This window comes from Pseudomonas sp. NPDC089534 (genome assembly GCF_044749305.1).
In the GTDB taxonomy this organism is placed as follows: Bacteria; Pseudomonadota; Gammaproteobacteria; order Pseudomonadales; family Pseudomonadaceae; genus Aquipseudomonas; species Aquipseudomonas ekonensis.
Map to the genome: position 1 here is coordinate 1 of NZ_JBIVHR010000138.1, position 11,062 is coordinate 11,062.

The 11,062-nt window shown below is 65.1% G+C and carries 11 protein-coding genes and 2 pseudogenes; 5 read left to right on the forward strand and 8 right to left on the reverse strand.

Annotated elements, in window-relative coordinates; translation table 11 throughout:
• The 4 genes and pseudogenes from ACIP0B_RS26505 to hmpA form a co-directional block, all read right to left on the reverse strand.
• Nucleotides 1-168: pseudogene (locus ACIP0B_RS26505) on the reverse strand (cytochrome o ubiquinol oxidase subunit II); the annotation flags it as partial.
• 825 nt (nucleotides 169-993) lie between these two features.
• Complete coding sequence (locus tag ACIP0B_RS26510) at nucleotides 994-1,503, reverse strand: disulfide bond formation protein B (RefSeq protein WP_400837717.1); 510 nt, start codon at nucleotides 1,501-1,503, stop codon at nucleotides 994-996.
• 25 nt (nucleotides 1,504-1,528) lie between these two features.
• On the reverse strand, nucleotides 1,529-2,089 hold the full coding sequence (locus tag ACIP0B_RS26515) for an ester cyclase (RefSeq protein ID WP_400837720.1): 561 nt from the start codon (nucleotides 2,087-2,089) through the stop codon (nucleotides 1,529-1,531).
• A gap of 216 nt (nucleotides 2,090-2,305) precedes the next feature.
• The gene (gene hmpA, locus ACIP0B_RS26520) at nucleotides 2,306-3,487 is read right to left on the reverse strand and encodes an NO-inducible flavohemoprotein (protein ID WP_400837723.1); all 1,182 of its coding nucleotides are present in this window, start codon (nucleotides 3,485-3,487) and stop codon (nucleotides 2,306-2,308) included.
• Nucleotides 3,488-3,648: 161 nt separating this feature from the next.
• On the opposite strand from hmpA, the gene norR reads away from it, so the two are divergent.
• From norR to ACIP0B_RS26545, 5 genes are all read left to right on the forward strand, one after another.
• A complete protein-coding gene (norR, locus tag ACIP0B_RS26525; RefSeq protein WP_400837726.1) occupies nucleotides 3,649-5,199 on the forward strand; it encodes a nitric oxide reductase transcriptional regulator NorR in 1,551 nt (516 codons plus the stop codon).
• A gap of 123 nt (nucleotides 5,200-5,322) precedes the next feature.
• Nucleotides 5,323-6,225, forward strand: coding sequence for a chemotaxis protein CheV (locus tag ACIP0B_RS26530; RefSeq protein ID WP_400837729.1), 903 nt, complete (start codon nucleotides 5,323-5,325; stop codon nucleotides 6,223-6,225).
• Nucleotides 6,226-6,252: 27 nt separating this feature from the next.
• Entirely contained in the window at nucleotides 6,253-6,711 is a 459-nt protein-coding gene (locus ACIP0B_RS26535) for a GNAT family N-acetyltransferase (RefSeq protein WP_400837744.1), read from the forward strand.
• A 192-nt stretch (nucleotides 6,712-6,903) separates the two neighbouring features.
• On the forward strand, nucleotides 6,904-7,224 hold the full coding sequence (locus ACIP0B_RS26540; protein ID WP_400837732.1) for a hypothetical protein: 321 nt from the start codon (nucleotides 6,904-6,906) through the stop codon (nucleotides 7,222-7,224).
• 83 nt (nucleotides 7,225-7,307) lie between these two features.
• A complete protein-coding gene (locus tag ACIP0B_RS26545) occupies nucleotides 7,308-8,057 on the forward strand; it encodes a YkgJ family cysteine cluster protein (protein WP_400837735.1) in 750 nt (249 codons plus the stop codon).
• Between the two features lie 228 nt (nucleotides 8,058-8,285).
• On the opposite strand, the gene ACIP0B_RS26550 is transcribed toward ACIP0B_RS26545, so the two are convergent.
• From ACIP0B_RS26550 to ACIP0B_RS26565, 4 genes and pseudogenes are all read right to left on the reverse strand, one after another.
• A complete protein-coding gene (locus tag ACIP0B_RS26550; RefSeq protein WP_400837746.1) occupies nucleotides 8,286-9,389 on the reverse strand; it encodes a methyl-accepting chemotaxis protein in 1,104 nt (367 codons plus the stop codon).
• A 207-nt stretch (nucleotides 9,390-9,596) separates the two neighbouring features.
• Nucleotides 9,597-9,878: pseudogene (locus tag ACIP0B_RS26555) on the reverse strand (PAS domain-containing protein); the annotation flags it as partial.
• Nucleotides 9,879-10,028: 150 nt separating this feature from the next.
• A complete protein-coding gene (locus tag ACIP0B_RS26560; RefSeq protein WP_400837738.1) occupies nucleotides 10,029-10,256 on the reverse strand; it encodes a hypothetical protein in 228 nt (75 codons plus the stop codon).
• A gap of 144 nt (nucleotides 10,257-10,400) precedes the next feature.
• Entirely contained in the window at nucleotides 10,401-10,757 is a 357-nt protein-coding gene (locus tag ACIP0B_RS26565; protein ID WP_400837741.1) for a DUF6124 family protein, read from the reverse strand.
• Nucleotides 10,758-11,062: the final 305 nt, after the last annotated feature.

Genomic DNA, 11,062 nt, shown 5'->3' on the forward strand with positions numbered 1-11,062 from the left:
CGTCACCACGACCAACAGCATCAGCAGCGTGGCGGTGATGAACAGGTTGCGCTGTTCCAGGCCGATCTGGCCCGTTGGATTGAGCAAGGTCATGATGCAGCCTCCCAGCAGCAACGTGCCGAGCAGCGGCACTAGGCCTAGTAATCTGGGGTACCTGTTTTTACTCATCTCACGACCTCTAAAGCAGCTTGCGCAATGCAGTTGGGTTTTGATCGCCAACACTTCACCCTGCCAAGGGTTGGCATTTTCTTTGGATTGAATAAGGGCCGCCCGTCGCGCGTCAGACGCCCGACAAATCCTGGGACAGCGGTCAGTTCTTATTCGAATTCGTGGTCAAAGGCCTTGTTACAGACCAATTCCATTTGGTGCGGAAAGTTGGAAGGCACCGACACCTGGGTATCGCAACAGGCCTCATGGCCGCCTCGATACCCGACTTCCTGCCTGTGCCTTTATAAGGACGGGCAGTGCCGGGAATTCAGTGCGGGCGATTGTAGTGAGGTAGCGCCCCCGACACCATGTCTCATCCCGAAATAATTTTTATCCCTCAGAGCAACAATCCATCACCGTTTTTGCAAAAGTGGCGCATGGTATCGAAATCGATTCTCAACAAAAACACCAAAAAATGTAGGTGTACCCGCGTCAGTTCAGACAGCTCCGACGGCATTTTCTCAATCTCCGATCGGCGTAAACCCCGATAACCAAAGGGTTCTGGCCAATTGCCAGAGGCTGTTAAAACTGCCTGTCCGAACGAATCTGAATAAACGCTGACAAATGCCGAAACAGAACCGTCCGCTTGCCTGATCCTGCGTCATCCCTGTCCTGAAAACGACACCGCGGCGCAACGCGTGTGACAACATGTCGCACACTTGCCGCACCGTTCATTGCCGTTCGTCACGGCGTTTTCACACAGACCCTGAAAGGCGCGGCGCCCCGATCTCCGAACCCGGAAATCGGGGCGCCGCGATGTATCGGCAAACCCTGGGAAAAGTTGACTCAGCGCAATGCCTTGCGGTTGCGCGAGGTCAGCAGCGGCACCAGGACAACCACCAGCACGAACGCCAGCAGCGCCCATTGGGCCAGCGACAGACCGAGGATCGGCGGGTACGGCGTCGAGCAGAAACCGTCCACCTGGAAGCCCAGCGGGAAGACCTTCGCCAGCGGCAGGTCATCGACGATCGGCTGCAGCACATCGATGCCGCAGCTCACCGCCGGGTAGAACTGGGTGTAGACGTGATGCCCGGCCACACCGGCGCCGGCCAGTGCGCAGATCACCACCAGCACCTCGAACACCGTGATGCTGCGGCGGGTGCGCATGGCGGCACCGATGAACGCGAACAGCGCGATCAGCAGCAGCGCATAGCGCTGCAGGATGCACAGCGGGCAAGGCGCCTCGCCCAGCACGACCTGCATGTACAGCGCCCCGCCGATCAGCGCCAGGCAGATGATGCCCAGCAGCACCAGCCAGCGCCGCTCACGTCCCAACCGAATCGTTTCCTCGCTCATCGCGTTTCCCTTTCATGTCCATGGTTCAGCCGGCCGGCGCCTGCGCCTGCAATTGCGCCATCAGGCTGATGTTGTCTTCGATATGCCAATTGGCCGCGATCCGGCCATTGTCGATCTGATAGATATCGGTTGCCCGGAAGTCTACACGCTGGCCCTGACCTTTGAGAGCCTTGAACGTGCCGGTGAAATGCCCGCGAAAGTGCAGATGCACCACCACGCGGTCGCCGGCGACGATCATCTGCTCGATCTCGCAGCTCAGGTCCGGCACCGCCGTGCGGAAGAACCTCGACGCCAGCAGCGGACCGGTCGGCCCCTGCACCCGGCCTTCCGGCGGGGTCATGTCGACGAACTGCGGCGACAGCGCCGCCGTGGCCAACGCCTCCTCGCCCGAATTCCAGAAACTGCCGTAGCGCCGCGCCGCCAGCTCCATCGCCTCTTGCTGCGCCTTGGGCAGGCTCCGGTCGACGATCAGGCTTTGGGGCTTGATCAAGGCGGATTCGGCAGAAGCGAACGGACTGGCGAGCAAGGCAACCGACAGGCCCAATGCGGCCAGGCTGAAACGGCGGGAGAAAGTGAGGTGCGACATGGGGCGATCCTGATCCTGTAAACGAACGAGCGCCTATCATCAGCATCGGGGAATAAACGATAAACCGGTTAAGAAACGATTAACCTTTAAACACTTTTTAAGAATCGAGACCGCATCACGGCCAATCGCGAGCAGGCTCGCTCCCACAGGATTTGTGTGTGACACAGATCGGTGTGGGAGCGAGCCTGCCCGCGATGAAGGCCGCTGGGTTTCAGATCACTCCAGCGCAGCCGCCGGCCCGAAGAACTCGTAACGGCTCTGCTGCTCCGGCACCCCCAGCGCCTTGAGGTGGCGCTTGATCGCAGCCATGAAGCCCTTCGGCCCCAGGAAGTAGGCGTCCACGTCACGCTGCGCCGGCAGCCATTGGCCCAGTTGCTCCTCGCTCAGCAGCCCGACCTTGTCCGCCGCCGGGCTCACGCCGTCGTCCTCGGCATAGCAGTAGAAGCGCTTGAGCTGCGGATGCCGCGCGGCCAGCCCGTCGACCCAGTCGCGGAACGCATGGACGCCGCCGTTGCGCGCACAGTGGATGAAGTGCACCGGACGCTCGGTCTCCAGCGCCGCCTCCAGCATCGCCAGGGTCGGCGTGATGCCTACGCCGCCGCTGATCAGCACCAGCGGCTTGTCGCCGGCGGCCAGGGTGAACTCGCCCGACGGCGGGAACAGCTGGATGCTCGCCCCCACGTGCAGTTGGTCATGCAGGTGGTTGGAGGCGCGTCCGCCCGGTTCGCGCTTGACGCTGATGCGGTACTGGCCGTTGTTCGCCAGCGCCGACAGCGAGTAGTTGCGGCGGATCTCTTCGCCGTCGAGGATCAGTTTCATGCCGATGTACTGGCCCGGCTCGGCCGCGAGGATCCGCCCTTTGTCCGCCGGTTCGAAATAGAACGAGATGATTTCCGCGCTCTCCTCGACCTTGGCCGCGACGATGAACTCCCGCGCCCCGCGCCAGCCGCCGGGCGCCTGTTCCTTCTGGTCGTAGATGGCGGATTCGGCCCCGATCAGGATGTCGGCGAGCTGGCCGTAGGCCGCGCCCCAGGCGCTCATGACCTCAGGCGTCGCGATTTCGTCGCCCAGCACTTCGGAGATCGCGCGCAGCAGGCAACTGCCGACGATCGGGTAATGCTCCGGCAGGATCTGCAACGCCACGTGCTTGTTGATGATCTTGGCCACCAGATCGCCCAACTGGTCGAGCTGGTCGATGTGGCGGGCGTACATCAGCACGCCGTTGGCCAGGGCCCGAGGCTGGTCGCCGCTGGCCTGGTGGGCCTGGTTGAACAGCGGGCGCACCTCAGGGTATTCGGACAGCATCATGCGGTAGAAATGGGTGATCAGCGCTTCGCCGCCGCTCTCCAGCAGCGGCACGGTGGATTTGATGATTGCACGGTCCTGAACGCTAAGCATAAGGATGACTCCTGGGCTTTCTTGAATAGTGCCTTGAACGTTTCAGCTTTCGTGCCAAGTTTTTAATTCAATAAAATCAATAAGTTATAAATAACGTAGTCATATCGACACAGTCCCACGTATAGTCACGCCGACTACACTGAGTCCGAATGACTACACCCATGTCCGCCAAACCCCTGCTCACCGCCCTGCTGCCTCTGGTCGCCGACCTGTCCCGCGAATTGCCCGAGGGCGAGCGCTACCGACGCCTGCTCGAAGCCATGCGCGCCCTGCTGCCCTGCGACGCCGCCGCCCTGTTGCGCCTGGACGGCGACTGCCTGGTGCCGCTGGCGGTGGACGGCCTAAGCGCCGACACCCTGGGCCGGCGCTTCAGGGTCAGCGAGCACCCGCGCTTCGAAGTGCTGCTGGCGGGCGCAGGCCCCACCCGCTTCGCCGCCGACAGTGAACTGCCCGACCCCTACGACGGCCTGGTGGACGGGCTGGCCGACCACCTGGAAGTCCACGATTGCCTCGGCTGCCCGCTGTTCGTCGACGAGCGGCTGTGGGGCCTGATCACCCTCGACGCCCTCGACCCCGAGCGTTTCGAGCCGATCGAGCTCGACGCCCTGCAAGCCTTCGCCAGCCTGGCCTCGGCCACGGTGAACGCCGCCGAACGCATCGAACGCCTGGCGCTGCGTGCCGAAGACGAACACCAGCGGGCCGAGGTCTACCGCCAGGCCAGCGGCCAGCAGCAGCGGGAAATGATCGGCCAGAGCAAGGCCCACAAACGCCTGGTGGAAGAGATCCAACTGGTCGGCGGCAGCGACCTGACCGTGCTGGTCACCGGCGAGACCGGGGTCGGCAAGGAACTGGTGGCCCAGGCGATCCACGCCGCCTCGCCCCGCGCCGACAAGCCGATCATCAGCCTCAACTGCGCCGCCCTGCCGGACACGCTGGTGGAAAGCGAACTGTTCGGCCACGTGCGCGGCGCCTTCACCGGCGCCACCTCCGACCGGCGCGGCAAGTTCGAACTGGCCAACGGCGGCACGCTGTTCCTCGACGAGGTCGGCGAACTGTCGCTGACCGTGCAGGCCAAGCTGCTGCGGGTGCTGCAGAGCGGCCAACTGCAGCGCCTGGGGTCGGACAAGGAGCATCAGGTGGACGTGCGCCTGATCGCCGCCACCAACCGCGACCTCGCCGAAGAGGTGCGCAACGGCCGCTACCGCGCCGACTTCTACCACCGCCTGAGCGTGTACCCGCTGCGGGTGCCGGCCCTGCGCGACCGGGGCCGCGACGTGCTGCTGCTCAGCGGCTTTTTCCTGGAGCAGAACCGCTCGCGCATGGGCCTGGGCAGTCTGCGCCTGAGCGGCGACGCCCAGGAGGCGCTGCTGGCCTACACTTGGCCGGGCAACGTGCGCGAGCTGGAACATTTGATCGGCCGCAGCGCGCTCAAGGCGCTGGGCAACTGCAAGGTGCGGCCGAAGATCCTGACCTTGCATGCGGCGGACCTCGACCTGCCCCGCGAGGTTGTGGATAACCTCGCGCCACCGGCCGCCGCGGCCGCCGCGCCCCTGATGGCCGGGGACCTGCGCAGCGCCACCGAGCAGTACCAGCGGCAGTTGATCGGCGCGGCCCTTGAGCGCCACCGGGACAACTGGGCCAGCGCCGCCCGCGAACTGGGCCTGGACCGGGCGAACCTGGGCCGGCTGGCCAAGAGGCTGGGGATGAAATGACCGCCACGCCGTCGGATTGGCGCCAGAATCCCTAAAGCCTGCCGGCATCAAGTCGATAACCCGGCATCGATACCTGCTGGCGATCCGTGGATCGCCGCTCACCTTTTTCAACAGAAGGTTTTTATGTCTTCCAACAAAGCCCGCGCAGATTCACTTTCGCTTCTGCTGTTTACCTTGCGCAGCGGCAAGCTGATGGCGATCAACCTGCTGAAAGTCAGTGAAATCATCCCTTGCCCGCCGCTGACCCGGCTTCCGGAGTCGCACCCCCACGTCAAAGGCATCGCCACCCTGCGCGGCGCATCGCTGTCGGTGATCGACCTCAGCCGCGCCATCGGCGAACGGCCGCTGGAAGACCCCAACGGCGGCTGCCTGATCGTCACCGACGTCAGCCGTTCGAAACAGGGCCTGCACGTGCAGGCGGTCAGCAAGATCGTCCACTGCCTGACCACCGACATCAAGCCGCCGCCCTTCGGCTCCGGCGGCTCGCGCGCCTACATCACCGGCGTGACCTCGGTGGACGGCACGCTGGTGCAGGTGCTGGACATCGAAAAGGTCATCCACGGCATCGCCCCGGTGGAAATCGACCTGACCCCGACCGAACTGAGCATGGAAGACGCCGAAGTGCTGGGCAATGCGCGGATCCTGGTGGTGGACGACAGCCAGGTGGCGCTCCAGCAATCGGTGCACACCCTGCGCAACCTCGGCCTGGAATGCCACACCGCCCGCAGCGCCAAGGAAGCCATCGGCTGCCTGCTGGACCTGCAGGGCACGGCGCAGCAGATCAACCTGATCGTCTCGGACATCGAAATGTCGGAGATGGACGGCTACGCCTTCACCCGCACCCTGCGCGAAACCCCGGACTTCGCCCACCTGTACGTGCTGCTGCACACCTCGCTCGACAGCGCGATGAACAGCGAAAAGGCCCGCCAGGCCGGGGCCAACGGCGTGCTGACCAAGTTCTCCTCGCCGGAGCTCACCCACTGCCTGATCGAAGCGGCCAAGTACGTCGCCGCCCAGGGCCATTGAAGGGTGGCCGAAACGTTCTGCTACCTGATGCGGCGCGACCTGAGCCAGGACGTGCCGGCCATCGTCTGGCCGGACGGCATCGCACTCACCACCTACCGCGCCGAACTGGCGCCGGCGGTCCACCGCCTGATGGAACTCGGCTACCGCGAAGGCGGCGGCCGGGTGCCGACATTGGATCTCTGGCAACAGCAGTTTGAAAGCGACCCGGAATACGACCCGGCGCTGTGCCTGATCGCCAGCGATGCCGAGGGCATCGTCGGCGTGGCGCAATGCTGGACCAGCGCCTACCTGAAGAATCTGGTGGTGCATCCCGGTTTCCAGGGCCGGGGACTGGGCCGGGCGCTGCTGCTCAAGGTGTTCAAGGTGTTTCAGGAACGCCACGAAGGCTGCGTCGACCTGAAGGTGCTGGAAGACAACCTGCGCGCACAACGCCTGTACGAAAGCGCCGGGATGTACGTGGTCCGCCGCGAGCCCGTGCCCGACTGATCTGGTCGCCGGCAGGCTGGCTCCCAGAATGCCGCAAGGTTGTTCACCGCTAAACCTTGTGGGAGCCAGCCTGCTGGCGATGACGTCCATGAAGGCGCCACAGAGCAGTGCCCTCGAATGGCCAGCACTGACAACCGCCACCCATCAGGCATACTCCGAACCTTGGACACCCACCCCCAAGGATGCCGAACCATGAAAGCCATCACCCTGCTCTGCCTCGTCGCCCTCGCCCCGCTGGCCCACGCCTCCAGCCCCGACGCCTGGGCCGCCCACGACAAGGCCGTACTCGCCGCCTGCACCCAGGCCAGCGGCCTGAAAGCCCCCAAGCCCGTCGGCACCGCCGCGCAATTCGACGACCGCGTCGGCTACACCGCCCTGCTGCTCCAGGGCCAATACCCGCAAAAACACATGAAAGGCCAGCAAGGCACCGAGCTGTGCCTGTACGACAAAAAGGCCAAGACCGCCTACGTCACCGAATGGGACTCGGTCCGCCCGACCGCCAAAGGCCGTTGAATGGCGTGCAACTTGCTTCGCCGGGGCTCAGCACGGCGGCTTTCCGTCGCCGTTTCACCTCCTGACCGAAGATTGGCCGTTCAATGAATACGACGTTTTCCTGCGTAGGCTGCGGCAAATGCTGCACCGACCACCATGTCCCCCTGACCCTGGCCGAGACCCGCATGTGGGCGGCGGACGGCGGTCAGGTGATCGTGCTGGTGGAGGCCTTCCTCGGCAACGGACTGGGCTTGCCGGCGCAGCAGCGCGAGCACGCCGAACGCCGTTCGGCGGCGGTGCGCAGCGGCATGGCGCACGCCCACGTGGCGATCACCTTCGCCGCCTACAACGTCGGCCCCTGCCGGAATCTTGACGAAGACAAGCTGTGCCGCATCTACGAACGCCGCCCGCTGGTGTGCCGCATCTACCCGGCGGAGATCAACCCGCACATCCCGCTCAATCCCGCCGCCAAGGACTGCCCGCCGGAATCCTGGACCCAGGGGCCGGCGCTGATCGTCGGCGGCGAGCTGGCGGATCGTGAACTGGTGGAACTGATCCAGCGGTCGCGCCAGGCGGACCGCGATGACATCCGGATCAAGGAGGCGGTCTGCGGACGGCTCGGCATCCGCACCACGGCGCTCAAGGGCGACGGCTTCACCGCCTACCTGCCGGACATGGCGGCGCTGGCCGGCGTGATCGACCAAGTGACGGCGCAACCGCTGGCCGAGGCGCCCGGCGAATGGCAGTTCCATGTCTCGGGCGATGACATTGCCGGGCAAGTGCAGGCGGCGGGGGCGCAGGTGGTGACGGAGCCGGCGCTGACCTATGCCTTCATTCCGTTGCGGGCGGCCTGATCCGGATCTTGCATCGGGGCTGCCGGCCTCATCGCTAGCAAGCTAGCTCCCACAAGGATCTCGGTCGTTCACAGATTTTGTGCCCGCCCATGTCACCTGCGGTGCCTGGACTGCCGCCATCGCCAGCAGGCTGGCTCTCACAGGGATCCCGGTCGTTCACAGATTTTGTGCCCGCCCATGTCACCTATGGGAGCCAGCCTGCTGGCGATGAGGCCGGCCGGAACACCCTTAATCCCGGACCTGACGCCGCCCCCAGAACTCCCGCGCCAACGACCGCAGATCCCCCGCCAGCCCCGCCACGTCCTGCGAATTGGCCTGGCTCTGCCGCCCTTCGTCCACCGTCACCTCGCAGGCCGAGCGGATGCTGACGATGTTGCGGTTGATGTCCTCGCTCACCGCGCTCTGCTCCTCCACCGCCGCTGCGATCTGCAGGCTCATTTCGGTGATCTGCCCCACCCGCCCACTGATCCCGTCCAATGCCTGCGCCGCGCGCTTCGCCTGTTCGACGCTGTTGCCCACATGCTCGCCGCTCTGCTGCATGGCCAGCACCGCATCCCGGGCGCCGTTCTGCAGGGTGCTGATCATCCGCTGGATCTCGTTGGTCGATTGCTGGGTGCGCTGGGCCAGCCCGCGCACTTCGTCGGCCACCACCGCGAACCCGCGCCCGGCATCCCCGGCCCGCGCCGCTTCGATGGCGGCGTTGAGCGCCAGCAGGTTGGTCTGCTCGGCGATGCTGCGGATCACCTCCAGCACCCCGGAAATCTCGCTGCTGTGGCCTTCCAGCTGATGGATCACCTCGGTCGCCCGGCCCAGCTCCTCGGCCAGGCGCAGCACCGCGCTGCGGCTTTCGCCGACCAGCAGATGCCCTTCACGGGTTTCCGTGCCGGCCATGTCCGCCGCCACCGACGCCTGCTGGGCATGGCTGGCCACCTCGGCGACGCTGGCCGCCATCTGATGGATCGCCGCCGCCACCTGATCGGTCTCCGCCTGCTGGGCCAGGCTGCTGGTGTGGCTGCTGTGCAGGTGATCGACCAACTGCGCGGCGTGCCCGGCCAGACGCTGCGAAGCGTCGCCGATCCGCCCGACCACCGCGCCGACCTGGGCCTCCAGCATCTGCAAGGCAAACTCGATCTGGCCGAACTGATCCCGCCGGCCGGTGTAGATGCCTTGGCTCAACGGGTTATCGGCGATTGTCTGCGCCCGCGCGGTCAAGCGTTCCAGGGGCCGCAGCAGCCAACCCACGCCGAGGGCGCAGACCGCGCTGCCGACCACGAACGCCCCGGCATCGATCCACAGCGACTCCGGCCGCAGCCACGCCTCGGTGCCCAGCACCAGCGCCAGCAACGCGCTGGCCAGCGCCGTGATCCGCCCCCGCAACCCCGGCACCGGCAGGCGCGCCCAGAGCGACGTGCGACCTTCACGCAGCTGCGCATAGGCCCGCTCCGCCGCCGCCACCAGCCGCGCATCCGGCCGCGTGCGCACCGACTGGTACTCCACCGCCGCGCCGTTCTGCGTCACCGGCGTGACATAGGCACTGACCCAGTAATGATCACCGTTCTTGCAGCGGTTCTTCACCAGCCCCATCCAGGAACGCCCGCGCTTGAGCGTCTGCCACATGTGGGCGAACGCCTGGGGCGGCATGTCCGGATGGCGCAGCAGGTTGTGCGGCGCACCCAACAGCTCGTCACGACCGTAACCGCAGATGTTGATGAAGTCGTCGTTGGCGTAGGTGATCGCGCTGTTCAGATCGGTGGTCGAGAGGATGTTCGCATCGGGCGCAACATCGACGTTGCGCCCGGTCACCGGGAGATTGATCTTCATGGAGAGCGCGCTCGTTTTATTGGAAAGAGTCGGCAGGGCTGCTGACTCTAAGCGCACTCATTGGATAAACGTTGATCTGGCTCAGGATCTGAGCAATTAGCCATCACTGCGACGGAAAATCGCAGCCGATGGCCGCACATCGGCGCCGGATCAGCGCTTGCCCATCGACCGCCGAGTGCCGGGCGGCGCCATGCCGGGGACTTTGGTGTGGCCGTTCTTGGCGCCGTTCTTGTACCACGGCTGATTGGAGCCCTTGGCGGCGGCCAGCTCACCGGGCTTGAACGGGAACTTGAAGGCCGGGATGGCCGACGGGGTTTCGCTGGCGTCAGGTTGAACGGCCGGGGCGTCGGTCACGGCGTCGTCGGTGGGGGCAGTCATGGTGGCTCCGGGGAGGCGGGAGGTCGGCTCCGGAAGGGAGCCGCGAAAGCGCGCAGTATACCTGCGCGCCACCACTTTACAGCCCCGAAAAAGGGAACGGCCGGCCTCCTGTCGGGACTGTTCGATGGGCGGAACGGTCCGGCCTCACGCCAACGGCACCACCCGGTCCAGCGCCCGGTTCACCGCCAGCTCGGCGAGCATGACGATCTGCTGGATCCCCAATGCCATGCTGCGATGCGGGCCGCTGAGCTCATTGGCGAAATGGCTGACCAGGATGCTGGCCGACGCCAGGGACTCGCAAGCGTCGGCCAACAGGTTCTCGTTGCCGATGTTCGGGCAGACCGTGTACATCGCACTCGGCTGACGGCGCTTGTGGGGTTCCGGGTTGAGGTAGAAATCGAGGGCCCGTTTGACGGCTTGCTCGTTTCTGGCTTGGTCTTCGGCGCGCCTGGCGTCGGCGAGTGGGGTTGTTGAGGGTGGGTCGGGTATCAATTTATCCATCACGCATTTCCTTATGAAATTGCACCTTCATTCCCGATCTCACCCGTGGAATGAGGTGGCAGCTATGTACGGAGTGAGATTACCGGTAAGGAAACTAAACCCGGCCAGACCGAAGCCTGCCCGCACATAACCGCCATAAAGAACTGCTGACAGCCTGAGCTGGCGGCAATTATGGGGGCGCTGGCGTTAGTTTCCAAATTGAACAGCCGGGCATCTCACCTCCCGGTCGCTGAATGGCCAGCGACGGGGAAAGACTAGAGAGCGGGCTTCCGACGGACAACCTGAAAACCTTGTGGGAGGGTTCG

Bases quoted from the DNA above. Each gene is read 5' to 3' on its own strand.
- ACIP0B_RS26510 (WP_400837717.1), bottom strand. From the start codon at position 1,503: ATGAGCGAGGAAACGATTCGGTTGGGACGTGAGCGGCGCTGGCTGGTG.
- ACIP0B_RS26515 (WP_400837720.1), bottom strand. From the start codon at position 2,089: ATGTCGCACCTCACTTTCTCCCGCCGTTTCAGCCTGGCCGCATTGGGC.
- hmpA (WP_400837723.1), bottom strand. From the start codon at position 3,487: ATGCTTAGCGTTCAGGACCGTGCAATCATCAAATCCACCGTGCCGCTG.
- ACIP0B_RS26535 (WP_400837744.1), top strand. From the start codon at position 6,253: ATGCGGCGCGACCTGAGCCAGGACGTGCCGGCCATCGTCTGGCCGGAC.
- ACIP0B_RS26530 (WP_400837729.1), top strand. From the start codon at position 5,323: ATGTCTTCCAACAAAGCCCGCGCAGATTCACTTTCGCTTCTGCTGTTT.
- ACIP0B_RS26540 (WP_400837732.1), top strand. From the start codon at position 6,904: ATGAAAGCCATCACCCTGCTCTGCCTCGTCGCCCTCGCCCCGCTGGCC.
- ACIP0B_RS26560 (WP_400837738.1), bottom strand. From the start codon at position 10,256: ATGACTGCCCCCACCGACGACGCCGTGACCGACGCCCCGGCCGTTCAA.
- norR (WP_400837726.1), top strand. From the start codon at position 3,649: ATGTCCGCCAAACCCCTGCTCACCGCCCTGCTGCCTCTGGTCGCCGAC.
- ACIP0B_RS26565 (WP_400837741.1), bottom strand. From the start codon at position 10,757: ATGGATAAATTGATACCCGACCCACCCTCAACAACCCCACTCGCCGAC.
- ACIP0B_RS26545 (WP_400837735.1), top strand. From the start codon at position 7,308: ATGAATACGACGTTTTCCTGCGTAGGCTGCGGCAAATGCTGCACCGAC.